This window comes from Celerinatantimonas yamalensis (assembly GCF_046054155.1).
GTDB lineage: Bacteria > Pseudomonadota > Gammaproteobacteria > Enterobacterales > Celerinatantimonadaceae > Celerinatantimonas > Celerinatantimonas yamalensis.
The window spans coordinates 159,421-178,085 of sequence record NZ_JBEQCT010000006.1; the positions used below are offsets into that span (position 1 = coordinate 159,421).

At 46.9% G+C, this 18,665-nt stretch carries 13 protein-coding genes and 1 pseudogene; 3 read left to right on the forward strand and 11 right to left on the reverse strand.

The window, feature by feature from the left end; translation table 11 throughout:
- Position 1: 1 nt before the first annotated feature.
- From recF to dnaA, 3 genes are read right to left on the reverse strand one after another with little or no spacing between them, the layout of a single operon-like run.
- A complete protein-coding gene (recF, locus tag ABUE30_RS13250; RefSeq protein WP_408624273.1) occupies positions 2–1,066 on the reverse strand; it encodes a DNA replication/repair protein RecF in 1,065 nt (354 codons plus the stop codon).
- Positions 1,067–1,081: 15 nt separating this feature from the next.
- The gene (gene dnaN / locus ABUE30_RS13255) at positions 1,082–2,185 is read right to left on the reverse strand and encodes a DNA polymerase III subunit beta (protein WP_408624275.1); all 1,104 of its coding nucleotides are present in this window, start codon (positions 2,183–2,185) and stop codon (positions 1,082–1,084) included.
- Positions 2,186–2,195: 10 nt separating this feature from the next.
- Positions 2,196–3,599 (reverse strand): chromosomal replication initiator protein DnaA, encoded by a 1,404-nt coding sequence (gene dnaA / locus ABUE30_RS13260; RefSeq protein ID WP_408624276.1) that lies wholly within the window; start codon positions 3,597–3,599, stop codon positions 2,196–2,198.
- Between the two features lie 562 nt (positions 3,600–4,161).
- Between dnaA and ABUE30_RS13265 the strand changes: the two genes are divergently transcribed.
- Positions 4,162–6,519, forward strand: coding sequence for a heavy metal translocating P-type ATPase (locus ABUE30_RS13265; protein WP_408624278.1), 2,358 nt, complete (start codon positions 4,162–4,164; stop codon positions 6,517–6,519).
- Between the two features lie 63 nt (positions 6,520–6,582).
- Positions 6,583–6,981 (forward strand): MerR family DNA-binding protein, encoded by a 399-nt coding sequence (locus ABUE30_RS13270; protein WP_408624280.1) that lies wholly within the window; start codon positions 6,583–6,585, stop codon positions 6,979–6,981.
- On the opposite strand, the gene ABUE30_RS13275 is transcribed toward ABUE30_RS13270, so the two are convergent.
- The 8 genes and pseudogenes from ABUE30_RS13275 to ABUE30_RS13310 form a co-directional block, all read right to left on the reverse strand.
- Entirely contained in the window at positions 6,952–7,335 is a 384-nt protein-coding gene (locus ABUE30_RS13275) for a hypothetical protein (protein ID WP_408624282.1), read from the reverse strand. The two genes, ABUE30_RS13270 and ABUE30_RS13275, sit on opposite strands and share 30 nt — an antisense overlap.
- Positions 7,336–7,426: 91 nt before the next feature.
- Positions 7,427–8,647 carry a sugar diacid recognition domain-containing protein gene (locus tag ABUE30_RS13280; RefSeq protein ID WP_408624283.1) on the reverse strand — a complete coding sequence of 407 codons (1,221 nt, stop codon included), beginning with the start codon at positions 8,645–8,647 and terminating at the stop codon, positions 7,427–7,429.
- Between the two features lie 25 nt (positions 8,648–8,672).
- A complete protein-coding gene (locus ABUE30_RS13285) occupies positions 8,673–9,860 on the reverse strand; it encodes a glycerate kinase (protein ID WP_408624284.1) in 1,188 nt (395 codons plus the stop codon).
- Between the two features lie 62 nt (positions 9,861–9,922).
- Positions 9,923–10,816, reverse strand: a pseudogene (gene garR / locus ABUE30_RS13290) (2-hydroxy-3-oxopropionate reductase); the annotation flags it as partial.
- 37 nt (positions 10,817–10,853) lie between these two features.
- The gene (gene garL, locus ABUE30_RS13295) at positions 10,854–11,621 is read right to left on the reverse strand and encodes a 2-dehydro-3-deoxyglucarate aldolase (RefSeq protein WP_408624285.1); all 768 of its coding nucleotides are present in this window, start codon (positions 11,619–11,621) and stop codon (positions 10,854–10,856) included.
- 1,078 nt (positions 11,622–12,699) lie between these two features.
- Positions 12,700–14,037: an enolase C-terminal domain-like protein gene (locus ABUE30_RS13300; RefSeq protein WP_408624286.1), complete on the reverse strand. Its 1,338-nt coding sequence runs from the start codon at positions 14,035–14,037 to the stop codon at positions 12,700–12,702.
- A 21-nt stretch (positions 14,038–14,058) separates the two neighbouring features.
- Positions 14,059–15,390 carry an enolase C-terminal domain-like protein gene (locus ABUE30_RS13305; RefSeq protein WP_408624287.1) on the reverse strand — a complete coding sequence of 444 codons (1,332 nt, stop codon included), beginning with the start codon at positions 15,388–15,390 and terminating at the stop codon, positions 14,059–14,061.
- A 13-nt stretch (positions 15,391–15,403) separates the two neighbouring features.
- Positions 15,404–16,792 carry an MFS transporter gene (locus ABUE30_RS13310; RefSeq protein ID WP_408624288.1) on the reverse strand — a complete coding sequence of 463 codons (1,389 nt, stop codon included), beginning with the start codon at positions 16,790–16,792 and terminating at the stop codon, positions 15,404–15,406.
- A gap of 291 nt (positions 16,793–17,083) precedes the next feature.
- On the opposite strand from ABUE30_RS13310, the gene garD reads away from it, so the two are divergent.
- Positions 17,084–18,634 carry a galactarate dehydratase gene (gene garD, locus ABUE30_RS13315; protein WP_408624289.1) on the forward strand — a complete coding sequence of 517 codons (1,551 nt, stop codon included), beginning with the start codon at positions 17,084–17,086 and terminating at the stop codon, positions 18,632–18,634.
- Positions 18,635–18,665 lie beyond the last annotated feature (31 nt).

Genomic DNA, 18,665 nt, shown 5'->3' on the forward strand with positions numbered 1-18,665 from the left:
TTTACTGTTGAGTGATATCACCTTGTTTCACGTGAAACAGGTGACAATCAGTTAAATTGAAACCTTCAAGCATCTTTTGCTCAATCGCGGTAATAAAAACCTGTGCATTATTACGCTGGAGATATCCGGCTAATAACGCGCGTTTATTGGGATCGAGTTCTGCGGCGAAGTCATCAATTAAATAGATAGTTGGTTTACTCAATACGCGATATGCGTACTGTCCTTGTGCCAATAACAGCGCACAGACCAACAACTTAAGTTGACCGCGGGAAATGCACTCAGCGGCATTTCCCTGATCGGTCTTGATTCGGATGTCAGCTTTGTGGGGGCCTGCTAAGGTAAATCCCATCTGACATTCTCGGGGATAGTTTTCCTCTAGAATATCAGCAAGCTTATTTTCACTATTCCATCCATCATACAATTCAAACTGAAACTGATATTCAGGTAAGAAGTCATGCGTGATAGCCAAAATTTCTGGTACAAGCTCGGCAAAATAATCCTGGCGCATAGCGCGGATTTGTTCGGCTTGAATCACTAATTCTCGATCCCAAATCTGTAGCTCGCGAAATTTAGCGCGCCGTTTCAGTAGTGCATTTCGCTGCTTAAGCAGCCGCTTATATCGGTGCGTCACCTCTTGGAAGCTCTGCTCCTGGTGAAACACACCCCAATCTAAAAAGGCACGACGATAACGAGGACTACCGTTAACGATGCCATATCCTTCTGGGTGAATCAGCTGTACCGGTAATAATTTCGATAGCGCAGCTTGCGTTTTGACGGTTTCGCCATTGATACGTAGCTGTGTTTCCCCTGTTAATTGTTTGCTCAGACCAATCCGATCGTGATTAATCTGAGCAAACAACACCAGCTCTGATTGTTCATGCTGGATAACGCGACGGATCCGCGGACTACGAAACGAGCGACCGAATCCCAAAAGATAAATCGCCTCCAACACGCTAGTTTTACCGCTACCATTGTCGCCAACGATCGCATTCAATCCCGAGCTAAACTGCATTCGGGATTGCGCGATATTGCGGAACTGCGTTACCTGCAATGTGCTGATTGCCATCAGTATACTACTTGCCTACAAACGCATTGGCATGATGACATACAGCGCTTGACCTGTTTGTTCGCTATCTTCGATGAGTGAGCCGGTACTGCTGTCAGACATCGTCAATCGTACCTGATCGGATTTAAGCGCATTGAGCACATCCAGAATATAAGAGACATTAAAACCGATCTCGAGATCATCGCCTTGATAAGCAACATCTAAGATCTCCTCTGACTCTTCCTGCTCTGGATTATTCGCTGTAATGGTGAGGGTTTGCCCTGACAATTGCAGGCGTACGCCGCGGAATTTTTCATTTGATAAAATGGCAGCGCGAGAAAAAGCTTGGCGAAGCTCTTCTCGACCGGAGATCAACACCTTATCACCGCCATTCGGAATGACGCGGCGAAGGTCTGGGAAGCGTCCATCGACCAATTTACAGGTAAAGGTAAATCCTTGTACGATAGCTTTGAGATTATTGGTTCCAATTTGTAGCTGGATATCCGCATCATCTTGTTCGAGCAGGCGTATCAATTCAAGCACGCCTTTACGGGGCACAATGACTTGGATTGCCCCTAACTCACAGCCTAAATCGGTTGCTGCCAACGCAATTCGATGCCCATCACAGGCTACGGTGCGCAGCTTTTGTCCCTCAGTCTCAAAGAGCATCCCATTTAAATAATAACGAACATCTTGGCTGGCCATCGAAAACTGGGTTTTATCGATAAGCTGCTTCAGTTGCCCCTGTTTGATGACCAAGTCCAGCTGGGGTTGCCAACTGTCCACATTTGGATAATCTGATGCGGGTAGGGTGGCTAAAGAGAAGCGGCTTCGTCCAGAACGAACTTGTAAACGGTCCCCTTGGGCTTTGCATTCAATGATGCAACCATCGGGGAGGCCTTTACAGATATCGACAAATTTTTTCGCTGGGACCGTGACTGAACCTGTTTGTGAGGCCGCATCGATAGCCAGATGAGCAACTAACTCAACTTCCATATCTGTGCCCGTCATGGATAAGCTGTGTTCGCTGACGACCAATAAAATGTTGCCTAAAATAGGCACAGTGGGTCGGCCGCCAATTGCACTACTGACTAGTTGCAATGGCTTGATAAGCGCTTCCCGACTAATTTGAAAATGCATGATAGGTTACCTACGATGACAATGTTCGAATCAAGTTCTGATAATCTTCTTTAATATCATGGCTCTCTTCACGGAGCTGATTGATTTTACGACAGGCATGTAATACCGTGGTATGGTCGCGGCCGCCAAACGCATCACCAATTTCAGGTAAACTGTGATTGGTCAGCTCTTTAGCGAGTGCCATGGCTAACTGTCGTGGTCTTGCCACTGAGCGTGAACGCCGTTTTGACAAAAGGTCTGCCACTTTGATTTTGTAATATTCTGCAACGGTCTTTTGAATATTATCGATGGTGACCAATTTTTCTTGCAGCGCTAATAAATCCCGCAGGGCTTCACGGACAAAATCAATGGTGATCGCGCGGCCAGTGAAGTTGGCATTGGCGATGACGCGGTTAAGTGCCCCTTCCAATTCACGGACATTCGAGCGCAGCCGTTTCGCAATAAAAAAGGCGACTTCGTCTGGCAAGCTAATTTTGTTTTCCTGTGCCTTGGTCATCAAAATCGCAACCCGAGTCTCTAACTCTGGGGGCTCAATGGCAACCGTTAATCCCCATCCAAAGCGACTTTTTAGGCGATCTTCTACGCCATCGATCTCCTTTGGATAGCGATCACTGGTTAAAATAATCTGTTGATTCCCTTCTAAAAGCGCATTAAAGGTGTGAAAAAATTCTTCTTGCGAGCGTTCTTTGTTGGCAAAAAATTGAATATCATCAATTAATAACGCATCGACACTGCGGTAGTAACGCTTAAAATCTTCAATGGCGTTATTTTGCAGTGCCTTGACCATGTCTTGGACGAATCGCTCTGAGTGCATGTAGACCACGCGCGAATTGGTTTTTCGTTCCAAAATGCCATTGCCGACAGCATGCAGCAGATGGGTTTTACCTAACCCTGTTCCGCCGTATAAAAACAACGGGTTATAAGCTCCGCCAGGGTTACTTGCAACCTGAGAAGCTGCCGCGCGAGCCAGTTGGTTCGATTTACCTTCGACAAAGTTATCAAATTTATGTTTAGGGTTAATGTTATTACGATGATGGATCGCATGGGCACTGGTTGCTCCAGTATCTCGATCCCAGCTTCGCTCTTGCATCATCGGGCGCTGTTGCACCGGTTCTTGGGCGATGACCTGTGGGGCTTGTTGCACTACTGCTTTAGGGACTGGACGATTCGGACGACTACCCACCTCAAAGCGAAGCTTCGGCTTATGTTGTCCACAAAATTCATCCAATAGAGCATTCATTTGGATCAAATATTTATCCTTGACCCAATCAAGGACAAATCGGTTCGGCGCGTACAGCGTCAGCAGTTCATCTTCCTGTTCAACTTGCAGAGGGCGGATCCACATACTGAATTCTGTAGCGGGTAACTCATCCTGCAATCGACTGACAATCTGCTGCCATAACGACACACTCACACGCAACTCCAATAGCTCTCGAAATGACCAACCATTTTATACCGGAAGGCAGATAAACACTAGGGTTCGTTGGGAATTAGCCATTAAATTTCATGTAAATATGAGTGGTTTTTCAAAGAAGCAGCTTGAAGTGTAGAAATGCGGATATGAAGTATCCGCGCTGGCAGATTGAATCTCATCAAGTTTATGTAGCCATTATGATGTAGATACCCACAAACAGCGTCTTAAAGAGGCAGAATAAGGCACTCTTTTGACACTAAATTATAAAAATAAAGCATTAGAGTATAAAAGTGATATTCAGATAGTTTTAAAACCCGTCATTGTCCTTTGATTTTGTACCGTTTGGTCATTATTACTCCGTGTATTCGCGCCGATAAAGCTCCTTATAACGCTCAGAAAAGGTGTTCATGCAATTAATTTCGTCACATTGATAAAAGTCTAAAAAAAGTCCTAAAATAATGAGATGTACTGGATCTGCATGACAGGCAATACTTGACCTTACTGCTATGGGAAGGTTTATAGTAATGTGGTCTGTCAAACAATAACCTAAAAGGAGGTTATAATGGCGCAATCATATACGGTCCCAGTTGATGGGATGCGCTGCGCGGGGTGTGTGAGTCGCGTGGAAAAAACGCTTGATGAACTGGCTGCTGTCAGCCACGCTTCAGTGAATTTAGCGCTGAATCAAGCCCATTTTGAACTCAATGATGCGAAGGCGTTGCCTGATGTAGTAGACGCTCTGGATAAAGCCGGTTATCCAGTGCCGCTCACTCGCCAGCAGTGGCAAATTAGCGGGATGCGCTGTGCTGGCTGTTCGGCGGCCGTTGAGCGCGCGTTAGGTCATCTTGATGGGGTTATTCATGCTGAGGTCAATTATGCTTTAGGGCAGGCCGATGTCACCACGATCACTGGGGCCCCGATGGATGCTGCGATTAAACAAGCTATCAGTGATGCAGGGTATCAAGTTGTCGACGCTGAGGGCTCTCAATCGGTAAAGCTTGAGGCACCGAAAACGAGTGCGGATTTTCCTTGGCGATTGGTTATCAGTGTAGTACTGACCATCCCACTCTTGGTGCCTATGTTATTTTCAATCGCTGAACTTTCAGGGGCTTGGCAGTGGCTTTTAGCCACCCCTGTCCAGTTTATTCTCGGCTGGCCTTTCTACAAAGGTGCTTGGCATTCATTGCGTAACCGCTCCAGCAGTATGGATACACTGGTGACTCTGGGGACGTCAGCTGCATATGGCTATAGTGTGTGGCTATATTTATCAGGAACATCTGCGCATCTGTATTTTGATGGAGCAGCGGTCATTATTACCTTGATTTTGCTTGGGCGACACTTAGAAGATCGCGCCAAAGCGCGCGCGGTTAAAGCGATTTCTGGGTTGATTAGTGAAGCGCCTATACAAGCTCATCGATTGAGTGGTGATGACGTCGAGTCAGTGGCTGTGGATAGCCTGCATGTCGGTGATTGGTTGCTTGTCAGACCTGGGGAAAAAGTGCCAGCTGATGGGGTAATTCGTTGGGGCGGCTCTGAATTTAATGAATCCCTCATTACTGGTGAAAGTGAGCCGATCGCCCATCAGATTGATGATTCGGTATTAGCGGGAAGTCTAAATGGTGAAGGGGCGGTCAAAATAGAGGTAACTCGCGCCAATGCCGATAGCACGCTAGGACGAATGATCCAAATGGTAAGCGAGGCTCAAGCTGGCAAGGCACCAGTCCAAAAGCTTGCTGACAAAATAAGTTTCTATTTTGTGCCAATTGTACTCTGTGTTGCATTGCTAACATTGCTCGGCTGGGGGCTGCTGACAGGCCAATGGGCTAATGGGGTTACCGCCGCGATTTCAGTGCTGGTGATTGCTTGTCCTTGTTCACTCGGGTTAGCTATACCGACCGCGTTGGTGGCTGGAACAGGAAGCGGAGCGCGTTATGGCATTTTATATCGCAATATCGATGCGCTAGAACGTACCCGTAATGTTGACCAAGTGATCTTTGATAAAACAGGGACATTAACGATCGGTGAACCGCGAGTCACGGTCATAGACTGTGATGATGATAAAACGGTGCTATTGCAAATGGTGGCTAGTGCTCAGCAAAGCAGTCAACATCCTCTTGCGAAAGCGATGTTGGCGGCAAATGAGCAGCCACTACTTGCCCTTGAACGCTTTGATAGTTATCCGGGGATGGGCATTTGCGCTGTGCTTGGCGGTGCTGATACCACGCAGCTGTTGATTGGAAATCAGAAATTGTTGGAACATTTCGCGGTTGCAATTTCGCCTGTATGGCAGCGCCGACTTGATGCTATGGCCGATCAAGGCTCATGTGTCTGGGTTGCGGTAAATGCTCAAGTGAGTGCTGTGATTGCAACAGCCGATCCACTGCGTGAGTCGGCAAAAAAAGCGCTCGATAAACTCAAAGCGCTCAACATACGCTGCGTCATGCTAAGTGGTGACCAACAACGTGTTGCTGAGCAACTGGCGCGCCAGCTTGATTTAGACGAATGGGCGGGTGAACTACAACCCCAAGACAAACTCGAACAGATAAAAACGCGTCAGCAGCAAGGGCACCGCGTATTAATGGTCGGTGATGGCGTCAATGATGCGCCTGCTCTAGCGCAAGCTAATGTGGGGATCGCCATGGGCGGCGGCAGTGACTTAGCCATTGAAAGCGCTGATGTGGCATTGATGCGTGACGATCCAATGCTGATTGTCAGTGCAGTGCAATTGGCGCGTAAGACCTGGCGGGTGATTCAGCAGAATCTATTTTGGGCATTTGGTTACAATGTGATTGGTATTCCCTTGGCTGCATTTGGGGTCCTGAATCCTGCGGTTGCTGGGGCTTTGATGGCCATCAGTTCCTTGTCAGTGGTGAGTAACTCGGTGCGATTAACTCGCTGGACGCCCGAAAAGGCATCATGATATCCATGCTCTTAGTCATAAGGGGTTGCTGGGGGAGTCGATAACAGCACGAGGAGAGGTTGGATGAAGATTGGCGAAGTGGCCAAACGCTGTGGTTTATCGGTCAAAACTGTGCGCTATTATCATGACATTGGTCTTGTTAAAGCAAGCCGTGCAGATAATGGGTATCGCAGCTATTCACAGGCGCAATTGGATCAATTACAGTTTTTAGGTAATTGTCGAAAAATCGGCTTTAGTCTTAGCCAATGTGAGCAATTACTTTCACTGTATGTTGATAAACATCGCGCCTCTAGTGATGTGCAGCGCATCGCCAATACCCATTTACATGAGATTGAAGCACGCCTTAATCAGCTTAACCAATTGCGTGAGAGTCTGCATCAATTGGTCGGATGCTGCGCGGGCAATGAACTACCCAATTGCCCGATCCTTGACTCACTGGCCGGTCATTCGAGCTTGGATTAATAGCCAAATATGTTGGCTAGCATGCCACAGCGGCAGCCAATTAACTTGAGTGACCGCAAGTAGCACGATGAGTATGACGCTGAGGTTGAGCAAGCGTTGAGTGCGTTTTAGTTTAAATTGAAGCTGGGCATTAGCACTGCTCAGTTGCTGCTGTCGTTGTTCTTGAAAAGTACTCTGTTTAGATAGCTTTTGCGCCTGCTCGCTCAGCTGCTGGGTTAGCATTTCAATCGTTACATGCTGATCATTTTGCATTTTCCACAGCCGCATTTTATCTTTTTCAAGAGTAGACAGTCGCTTCTGAGTGCGACTGGGATCATCATATGCTTCGGGGGAGCTCAGTGGTGATTGTGTCACGGGGTTAGTTACCTAAGTTAATCATCCTCTTTATTGCAGTGTAATGCAGTTGTCCAAAGAGATTAAGCTGACTTGGCGAACCGCTATTAGGTTAATGAGTCACTCCATCGAGTTGCAGACCAATATAAAGAAGCATTCGGTCAAAGAAATTACCTCGTATATTGAGGCTGGTCAATTCACAGACCTTATTGAGTCGATACTCGAGGGTATTGCGATGGATAAAAAGAGCTTTAGCCGTACTGGAAAGTTGGGTATTGTGATGAAACCATGTCAGCAGTGTCTTACGTAATAATCCGCTTGTGTCCATACTCTTTAAGCGCTTTAGCGGGCGCATAAATTCAGCCGTCTGCCATCCATTATGCAGATAATCGAGTAACACAGGCAGTTGTAGATCCGCATAGTCATAAATTTGCTGACTAGGATTGTAAATTTTGCCGATTTTGAGGGTGGTATCTGCAGTGTTGTAAGAGCGACAAATACTGCCTTGTCCTTGAAAATAGTGGCCCATTGCAATGACGAGCTTGAGCCCTTTGGTTTGGCTTACCTCATAGAGCAATTTTTGAATCCGTTGATGGATCCAATCGCGACAAAATTCCCCCGAGCGATTCAGTGCAGGCTTTAACACCACAATTTGATTAAGAGAGACCTGCGCTACTAGATTATGGTGATCGGGTTGGCTGAGGCGATTAAGTAGATGCTGAAATTCATAGATCGCATCACCGACGGGTAGCTTGCCGCTGTCGATCTCGATAACGACGGCGATTCGGGGAATAGATAGGTCGACGCTAAGACGCTGCGCCCATTCCATCTGCTCATCAGAGAGTACTTCGCAGCGAATAAGGTTAAGTACCAGTTCTTCGCGCAGACGTTGGTCTTGGGCTAGCATCGATAATAGCCGTGATTGCTCTAGCATCATCTCTGCCGTCATGGTGACTAGTTTTGCATACTGCTGAAGATTATCTGGATTACCGGTCAGACCGATGACCCCTACAATTTTATTGTCTTTGCGCATTGGCATATTGATGCCTGGCTGCACGCCCTGCAGGTGGGGCATTAAGCTGTCATTGACTGCGAACATCTTGCCATTTGCGAGCGCCAATAATGCCCCTTCATGCAGCTGCCCAATTCGCTCTAGATCGCCACTACCGATGATGACGCCGCGATCATCCATAATATTGACATTACAGCCGATAATTTCCATCGTCCGTGAGACGATGGCTTGAGCGAGTCGCTGATCTAAAAAGTCATAATATTGATAATGTTCTCGCACAGATTTGGGTGCAGATTCGGCCACTTGTAACTGGGAATCCATACTGCTGCTCCAAGATAAAGCCGCATTAGCGGTCTACTGAAATGGAATGTTGCGGGATAACGGCATCGCGATTGACGGACAGACAACCTAGCTGAAATGATTTGGCAATATTTCTGGCAGTCAAACGAATATTTGCCTCGGTTTGTGCAAACGCTGTTTCTAATGAACAAGGACTTAGTATGACACTGAAAACACAGTCCAAACCGTGACTGTAGACGACTTTTACATCTTGGCTAAGGCTACCGGCTATACCGATCACTGGTTTGTGATATTTTTTAGCAAGTCTTGCCACGCCGATGGGGACTTTTCCATGGATACTTTGGCTATCAATTCGCCCTTCGCCGGTAATGACAAGGTCAGCATCTTTTAATTGCTCTTCTAAGTTTAAAACGCTCATGATTAGCTCGACCCCTGAATGAAGCTCGGCATTGAGATAACACAAGAGTGCGGCATTGATCCCGCCTCCGGCTCCGGTCCCCGGATAGTGGGCGATCATCCGCCCAGTTTGTTGTTCAAGAACTTTCGCAAAATGTGTCAAGTTGGCTTCTAACTGGCTAACCGTCTCTGGATCGGCCCCTTTTTGTGGACCAAATATGTGTGAGGCGCCTTGTGGACCGAGTAATGGATTGGTGACATCACAAGCAATGGTAATCTGACATTGGTCAAAAATAGGATCTCGCCCAGAGGCGTCAATCTTAACCAACTGATTGAGTGCGCCGCCGCCAGGTTTTAGCTCTTGACCCATGGCATCGAGAAGATGAACGCCAATCGCTTGCAACAAGCCAGCGCCGCCATCATTGGTGGCACTCCCACCTACGCCAAGAATAATATGTTTTACCCCTTGTTTGGCGGCTGCTAATAGCAGTTGGCCGGTGCCATAACTGGTTGTTTCTAGAGGGTGTCGCTGCTCTGGAGTGAGCAGTGCCAAACCACTGGCTGAAGCCATTTCGACCACGGCTGTTTGCCCATCTCCAGTTACCCCAAATTCAGCCACGACTGGTTCGCCTAAAGGTCCTGTCACTTGTGTTTGTATAAATTGCCCATGAGTCGAGGTAATTAGGGCTTGAACCGTACCTTCACCACCATCGGCAATGGGAACTAAGGTGTAGCGAGCATTGGGGTAGACTTCTTGAAATCCGTGAGCAATATGCTGGGCAACATCGAGTGCACTCATACTTTCTTTAAATGAATCGGGGGCGATGATAATCTTCATAATCGATATGCTTCCTGGCTCTATTCGAAGAAAATGCCAGCCTTAAACGCTGGCCTAAATTTCTATTTTCGAACTTCAATGTTGGCTAATTTTTCATAATATTTAGCTAGGGCACTGTGGTCACACTCCCCATCTCCGTCATTTTTAACAACTTGCATCATTTCCATGACAGAAGCGGTTAGCGGCAAAGCGCTATGAATGCCGTGCCCTGTTTCAAGTGCATTGGTCAGATCTTTGATATGCAGATCGATGCGAAATCCGGGCTGGAAATTACCGTCTAATACCATTGGTGCTTTTGCATCCAGCACGGTACTCCCTGCCAATCCGCCGCGAATGGCTTGATAGACAAGTTCTGGCTCAACGCCTGCTTTGGTCGCTAATGTCAGAGCTTCGGACATGGCCGCAATATTGACGGCAACAATCACCTGATTGGCCAGTTTTGTCACATTCCCAGCACCCACTTCGCCAGTGCGAATGACAGAGCTTGCCATACAAGAGAGTAATTCATGATAGCGATCGAATACTTCCTGTTTGCCGCCGACCATCACCGATAGCGTGGCATCAATCGCTTTTGGCTCACCGCCACTTACGGGAGCGTCGAGCATTTCGACACCTTGCTTAGCCAATTGCGTGGCTATTTCACGGCTTGCCAATGGTGCAATGGAGCTCATATCAATGAGAGTGCCACCGGCGGCAAAGCCTTCAGCAATACCATCGTGACCGAATACCGCTTCTCTCACATGTGGTGAGTTGGGCAACATGGTGATCACCACATTGACCTGCTCAGCAAGCGTTTTGGAAGAGCTGGCCACTATGGCTCCAGCTTTTTTTAGTTCTGCGATGTTGTCGGGGTTATGGTCATAAACAATCACTTCATAACCTGCTTTCAACAAGTTTTTACTCATCGGATTGCCCATAATGCCTAAGCCGATAAAGCCAATTTTAATACCCATAGATGAATCCCCTTTATATTGTTAAATTGTAAGTGAGTGTTTACTTGTAGCTTTGAGCTAAGTTAAAACAAGCTGATTTAAACAGACCTAGATCGGATCCCACGCCAACGAAATTGGCGCCCCAACTGAGATAGCGCTGCGCATCATCCGGATTCGGCGCCAAAATACCGATGCTTTTATTAGCGCTGCTTGCTTGCTTGAAAACATAACGAATTACTTTTTGCACGTCGGGATGAGATGGATTACCCAGATGACCGAGAGAAGCCGATAGATCGGCTGGTCCAATGAAAATTCCATCAACGCCATTAACGGCAGCGATCTCTTGGATATGGTCGACGCCTTGCTGAGATTCAATTTGTACAATGACACTGATCGAGTCATTGATATCAGCGAAATAGTTAGCCAGTGTGCCAAACAAGTTACTGCGGTGGGCTACCGAGACACCGCGGATCCCAACCGGTGGATAGCGAGTGGCACTCACGGCCAATTGAGCTTGCTCTGCATTTTCAACATAAGGGATCAGAAAGTTGTAAAAACCGATATCGAGCAGTTTTTTAATCACTTCCGGACGATTGACTTGAGGGCGAACAATTGGTGCGCTGGTACTGGTTTTTAACGCCATCAGTTGGGGGATTAAATCACTATATTCATTGGTGGAGTGTTCTAAATCTAACAGGAGCCAATCAAATCCTGCCATTCCCAATATCTCAGTTGAGATAGGATTGGCGAGTGCCGACCAACACCCGATAAGGCGTTCTCTGGCTTTGAGTTTATCACGCAGCCGATTGGGTATTATTGTGTTTGTCATATCGATGTCCTTGCATAAAATTCAGATAGATGAGTCGACTTTGATGGCTTTGTTAATGTGATAACCATCATAGGAGTTCTATCGAATGAGGACATTGGGCAACTGCCCAAATCAACGATACATATTAAGATTTTTTTTGTTCGACTTAACAAGTGATCGGTATTGCCTTCACAAATTATAAAAATCAATGAGTTACGTGCTGTCTCAATCCCCATTTATTCATTTTCTAAATCATCAAAATAAGAAAGACTTGCTCAGAACTCTTAATCATTTTGGTGAAACGTTTTATTTAGAAATAAACTATGAGTGACAGAGTACTCGACCACATTACGTTAAATAAAGTGGTCTCTAAATAATGGCTCCTAAATGTAGATCGCTGCACTGATGCAATCACTTTAAGAGATATTGAGCACATAATGTGGCCTATCCTTGTTGTGTTACCTTGCTACTGATGACGGGAAAATTTTGTCGCACAATGCCCCTAGCAAGATGTAGCACTATTAGGAACAGTTATTTAGGATCGCAGTCGCAGCGTATCTCATTTCTCTAGAAATAGGCGAGGGAATTCATTTCTTAAAAATATATTTAAATGAATCAGTTATAGTGTCTTTGAACTGCATTCATAATTAAATAGGCGTCAAATAAAAGCTAAAAATAGTATTTTGATCCGGTACTCAGTTGAACTTTTGTCTTCATTCGTTATAAAAGCATCTGCGTGAATCGTGTTATGGATAATGTGTAATAGATAATTAATGTATCGATGAGCTGCATACAGCCCTGTGCTAAATGATTAATCATTGGTGGCATTGGCAAGTCATGTTTTATCGGTTGATCACTATTCTATTTATTTTACAGCTATTTCGAGGGTGCCTTCCTTTGAAATACCTCGGTAAGCGATAACTGGTTTTTATCGTCGCTGGGCTATCATTTCAAACTTGTTTGAGTATGTTGTGTCATGTGAGTGTGATACTTAGTTCGCGCGAATCAAGCTGATGGAAATCGTGAGGATCAATTGATAAATCCAACTCGCTGCTCAATGTTGAGCAACGAATTGATGGATTTGAACCCATGACAAGAGCTAGCGCAGCATGGCCGCGCGTTTGGGATCAAATTGCCAATCAGGAATGAGAAATTGCATCCCTTGCGCATCATTCCGCGCACCTAGATGTTGGTCTACATATAGCCGATGCGCCGCCTCAATCTGAGCCATATCAATCTCGACACCCAGTCCCGGGCGCTGTGGAAGCTGTATCATCCCATTGTTGATGGTAAGTGGTGCGCGAGTCAATCGTTCATCACCTTCTTGCCAAATCCAGTGGGTATCGATGGCGGTGATCTCTCCTGGCGCGGCGGCGGCTACTTGTGTCAACATCGCCAATGAGATATCGAAGTGATTATTGGAGTGAGACCCCCAAGTGAGCCCCCATTCGTGACACATCTGCGCAACCCGAATGGAGCCTTGCATGGTCCAAAAATGCGGATCAGCTAGGGGGATATCAACGCTATGAAGTTGGATGCTATGTTGCATCTGTCGCCAATCGGTTGCGATCATATTAGTTGCGGTCGGAATGCCCGTTGCACGACGAAATTCAGCCATAATTTCACGGCCCGAATAGCCTTGTTCGGCGCCACATGGGTCTTCGGCATAAGTGAGTATATCCTTAAGCTGATGGCCTATGCTGATGGCTTGTTGAAGACTCCACGAACCGTTTGGATCGAGGGTAATCCGTGCTTCGGGAAAGCGCTGGCTTAGCTCTGTGACAGCTTGCGCTTCGTCCTCTGCGTTGAGAACGCCTCCTTTTAATTTGAAATCGGCAAAGCCATATTTTTCAAAGGCCGCTTCGGCTAGCGCTACAATAGCTGGGGCATCCATGGTGGGTCTACGACGCAGACGATACCAAGCATCGATTTGGTCGTCGGCGGTTAGGTAGGGGCAATCTGTTCTTTGGCTGTCGCCGACATAAAATAAATAACCGAGCATTTTGACTGCATCACGTTGTTGCCCTTCCCCCAGTAATGCGGCAATGGGTACCCCGAGTGATTGACCGAGTAGATCCAGCATCGCAGTTTCAATAGCGGTTACGGCATGGATCGTGGTACGAAGATCAAACGTTTGCATGCCTCGGCCGGACTTATCTCGTTGGGCAAAGGTCTGTTGTACTTGGGACATGACATTTTTATATTCGCCGAGTGTTTTACCAATGACCAATTGCTTGGCATCTTCGAGCGTGGCTCGAATTTTTTCCCCGCCCGGGACTTCGCTAACGCCCTGATTGTTCTGACTATCGGTGAGAATTACGATATTGCGCGTAAAAAAAGGTGCGTGGGCACCACTTAGGTTCATCAACATACTATCGTGCCCAGCAACAGGGATGACCTGCATGTGCGTGATTTTAGGTGCAGTTGAAAAGGTCATGATTATTTCCTTTTTTAATTATTAGTTTCGAACGAGACAAGGCCGTTTGCGATCAAATTGCCAACCGGGAATCAGGTATTGCATCGCAGCTGCGTCATTTCTATTTCCATTGGCTAACTGGGCATAGAGCTGATGGGCCCGCTCTAGTTGCTCTCTGTCCAGTTCAATTCCCAAACCTGGTTGGTCTGACAGTCTGATCTGCCCCTGCTCAATGGTCAGTGGTTGACGAGTTAGGTGCTGACCTTCCTGCCAAATCCAATGCGTATCAATAGCGGTTGGGTTCCCAGGAGCACTGGCACCAACGTGGGTAAACATAGCCATTGAAATATCAAAATGATTGTTTGAGTGGCATCCCCAAGTTAACCCCCATTCATGGCATAACTGAGCGACTTGAACCGCGCCACTGAGCGTCCAAAAATGCGGATCGGCAAGCGGAATATCGATGGCATCTAGCTTTATTGTGCTCTGGAGCTCACGCCAGTTAGTGGCGATCATGTTTGTTGCGACTGGAATGCCCGTCGCACGGCGAAATTCAGCCATAATTTCCCGCCCTGAGTAACCTTGCTCAGCGCCACATGGATCTTCGACGTAAGCCAATTTACCTTTCAGTGGCGTACATAACGCAATGGCTTCGTTGAGTGACCACCCGCCATTAGGATCAATGGTAATGCGAGCTTCTGGGAAGCGACTTACCAACTGATGGACAGTTTCAATCTCTTTTTCGCCGCTGAAGACTCCCCCCTTAAGTTTGAAGTCTTTAAACCCATATCGGTCTTGAGCCGCTTCTGCTTGAGCGACAACCGCGTCACTTGTCAGAGCCGATTGGCGCCGAATTTGATACCAAGGATGTCCTCCTTGTGGTGCTTGATAGAGGAGATCTGTTTGCTTAGCATCACCAACATAGAACAGATAACCTAAAACCGTGACTGCATCACGTTGCTTGCCTGAACCTAATAGTTCAGCGACAGGAACATTCAAAAATTGGCCCATCAGATCCAGTAACGCAGCCTCGATGGCTGCTACAGCATTTATTCGTAACTCAAAAGTCCATGCGCCTTGGCCTAAGGTGGCGTAATCATCTTGCTGCTGGGCATGATTGGCCTGATAAACCAGCCTGTGTAGATAAGCGAGAGGTTGGTCAACTAGACTCGATGCGATTTGTTCGAGTGTAGACTTAATGACCTCCCCACCCGGTGCTTCACCCAGACCTATATGGCCGCAACTATCAGTGATAATGACAATATTGCGGGTAAAATATGGTGCATGAGCGCCGCCAATATTTAATAGCATGCTATCGATGCCGGCGACCGGAATGACCTCTACGGAACGGATAATCGGATATTCAGATGTCATGATAAATATTTCCTCACGCGTGGAATGTTGAAGACAATTTAATTCGTTCAATTTTGCCGACGATGATGACGTAACTTATTACGGCCACTAAGGCATGTATGCCGACGTAGAGTAGGGCGCCATTGAATGAACCCGTGATGGCAATGATGTAACCAATCGCGATGGGTGTGACAATGCCCGATATATTGCCGATCATGTTGAATATGCCCCCGCTTAACCCAGCCACTTCTCGAGGTGCTGCATCCGACATTACCGCCCAGCCCAGTGCGCCAAGGCCTTTGCCGAAAAAGGATAAGGCCATGAAGCCGACAACTAACCAGTCTGCATTGACATAGTTACAGCCGATCATCGAAGTAGAGAGCAACATGCCAGCGATGATAGGGATCTTGCGAGCCCAGGTTAGTGATACGCCTCGAGTTAATAGATAATCAGAAATCACGCCACCAGAAATGCCGCCTACGAAGCCGCAAATGGCCGGAATCGCCGCAATAAATCCGGCATGGAGAATGCTCATGCCTCGAGCTTGTATTAAGTAAACAGGAAACCAAGTAATGAAAAAGTAGGTGAGTGCATTGATGCAATATTGACCGAGACAGATTCCTAGCATCATCCTTGATGAGAGAAGCTCGGTAATCGCCGCTTTTTTAGAAATGGTGGGTAGCTTTGCTTGTGCAGTGAGCTGTTGGGCTGGGGTTTGCTTGTCATCATTGGGCTGGTCAAGGTTTGTTAATGCTCCGCCAGCTTCAATATACGCCAGTTCAGCGGCGTTGATCGAAGGGTGTTGTTTGGGAGGATAGATAATTTTCTGCCAAAAAAATGCCGCAACTAAACCGACACCACCCATGAAGAAGAACACATAGTGCCAACCAAAAGCGTGGGTTAGCCAGCCCATGATGGGGGCAAAAATAACGGTGGCAAAATATTGTGCTGAGTTAAAGATGGCCGAAGCTGTGCCACGTTCTTTGGCTGGGAACCAAGCGGCAACGATGCGACTATTACCTGGGAATGCGGGTGATTCACAAATCCCGACTAAAAACCGCAAAAGGAATAATACGGCAACCACTGAGGCGCCCGGAAATATATCGATAAAGCCCTGTACACAAGTAAATATTGACCACGTTATGATCGATATCAGATAGACCCGTTTAGAGCCAAATTTATCAAGCAGTAATCCACCGGGAATTTGACCAATAACATAAGCCCATGAGAAGCCAGAAAAGATAAACCCCATTGCAATTGAATCGATACCCAAGGCGTGTGACATCGAGTCGCCAACAATGGACAGAGTTGCTCGGTCTCCATAATTCACGGACGTAATAATAAATAGCATCGCTACGATCCAGTATCGAGCATGGGTCTGTTTTTTCGTGAGTGCAATCGCACTCTCTTTGACTTGTTCCATAATCCCTTCACCTTTTATCTAGTTATAGTTGTCGCAACTTATCGATGTAATTGCATTTTATTAGCTACAAACATTGTATGAATTTCGGCCAAGTTGACGCATTGGGCAGTTGACTAAAGATGTGGGCTTTTTTAATTAGAGAATCGGTCAAGTTCACAACTCGGTGGTAGGAGAATCACAAAATTGATAAAGAGTCGAAGTTCAACGATTGTCGCTAAGATGGATCGTGGCGCATATTGACTTCCAGCAACGGTTGGTCCGATGGTGAATTGAACAAATAGAGAGGCTTTGATGGAAACACAATCTGTGCGTCCCATTCTGATACAAGTTGATCAATGCGATAATGTCGCAATTATTGCTAATGAAGAGGGGCTTGAGCAGGGAACGATGCTCAGCAATGGGATCTTTCTTCAAGAAACTATACCTATGGGTCATAAGGTGACGCTAGCCGACTTAGCTCAAGGTGATGCTATCCGGCGTTATAACCAAGTCATCGGGTATGCCAGTGAAGCACTGCCTGCCGGAAGCTGGGTTCATCAGTTTCGGGTTGAGCTGCCAAAAGCGCCACAATTAGATGAGTTAGTCTATGACGATCATCCGCCCCAAACATTATCACCGCTTGAAGGGTATTATTTTGATGGCTATCGCAATCCTGATGGCAGTGTAGGAACTAAAAATTTGCTTGCAGTAACCACGACCGTGCACTGTGTTGCGGGTGTTGTGGATTACATTGTCGAGCGGATTGAAAAGCAATTATTGCCTCACTATCCCAATGTTGATGGCGTGGTAGCGCTCAATCATCTTTATGGCTGTGGTGTCGCTATCAATGCCCCTGCCGCGGTTGTTCCGATCAGAACCTTGCACAATCTGGCTAAAAATCCGAATTTTGGTTCAGAAGTGCTTGTTGTTGGATTGGGCTGCGAAAAATTGCAACCCGAGCTGCTGTTAAACGCAGAACATGAGCCTATCGCGATCCCTAAGCAGCAGATCATTATGTTGCAAGATGAAAAACATCACGGTTTTCAGTCGATGGTCAATGAAGTGCTAACACAGGCTAACGTGTTGCTTGGGCGATTAAACCAGCGGTCTCGAGAGCGCTGTCCTGTCAGTAACCTCGTTGTGGGAATGCAGTGCGGGGGCAGTGATGCGTTCTCTGGGGTAACGGCTAATCCTGCAGTAGGGTATGCCTCTGATTTGTTAGTTCGCTGCGGCGCAACGGTGATGTTTTCGGAAGTGACTGAGGTTCGTGATGCCATTCATCTGTTAGTTCCGCGCGCCGCAAATGCCAAAGTTGCTAGCGATCTGATTGCCCAGATGCGCTGGTATGACAATTACTTAGCCGCAGGACAAACTGATCGCAGCGCTAACCCTTCGCCAGGAAATAAAAAAGGAGGGTTGGCCAATGTGGTCGAAAAAGCATTAGGTTCAATCGCTAAATCTGGAACTAGCGCGATCGTGGAAGTGATAGCAGCAGGAGAGCGGCCACAGCGCAAAGGGTTGATCTTCGCAGCAACGCCGGCAAGTGATTTTGTTTGCGGGACGCAGCAGCTTGCCAGTGGGATTACATTACAAGTTTTTACCACCGGCAGAGGTACGCCCTATGGGTTGAAAGCGATTCCCGTGATTAAAATGGCGACCAATAGTGCGCTGGCTCATCGCTGGGATGATTTGATTGATATGAATGCTGGGACGATTGCAGAAGGCCTCAATAGTATTGAACAAATTGGTCAACAGCTATTTGAGATGATTCTCGCAGTTGCTAGTGGGCGGCACCAAACATGGGCAGAAAGATGGGGATTATATAATCAGTTATCCGTTTTTAATCCAGCGCCTATTACTTGATAGAAGCCGATACTGCTTGCGTTGATGTGCC

Coding starts and splice junctions, on each gene's coding strand:
- ABUE30_RS13300 (WP_408624286.1), bottom strand. CDS start 14,037: ATGACCTTTTCAACTGCACCTAAAATCACGCACATGCAGGTCATCCCT.
- garL (WP_408624285.1), bottom strand. CDS start 11,621: ATGACAAACACAATAATACCCAATCGGCTGCGTGATAAACTCAAAGCC.
- ABUE30_RS13285 (WP_408624284.1), bottom strand. CDS start 9,860: ATGAAGATTATCATCGCCCCCGATTCATTTAAAGAAAGTATGAGTGCA.
- ABUE30_RS13310 (WP_408624288.1), bottom strand. CDS start 16,792: ATGGAACAAGTCAAAGAGAGTGCGATTGCACTCACGAAAAAACAGACC.
- ABUE30_RS13305 (WP_408624287.1), bottom strand. CDS start 15,390: ATGACATCTGAATATCCGATTATCCGTTCCGTAGAGGTCATTCCGGTC.
- ABUE30_RS13280 (WP_408624283.1), bottom strand. CDS start 8,647: ATGGATTCCCAGTTACAAGTGGCCGAATCTGCACCCAAATCTGTGCGA.
- recF (WP_408624273.1), bottom strand. CDS start 1,066: ATGGCAATCAGCACATTGCAGGTAACGCAGTTCCGCAATATCGCGCAA.
- ABUE30_RS13270 (WP_408624280.1), top strand. CDS start 6,583: ATGAAGATTGGCGAAGTGGCCAAACGCTGTGGTTTATCGGTCAAAACT.
- dnaN (WP_408624275.1), bottom strand. CDS start 2,185: ATGCATTTTCAAATTAGTCGGGAAGCGCTTATCAAGCCATTGCAACTA.
- garD (WP_408624289.1), top strand. CDS start 17,084: ATGGAAACACAATCTGTGCGTCCCATTCTGATACAAGTTGATCAATGC.
- ABUE30_RS13265 (WP_408624278.1), top strand. CDS start 4,162: ATGGCGCAATCATATACGGTCCCAGTTGATGGGATGCGCTGCGCGGGG.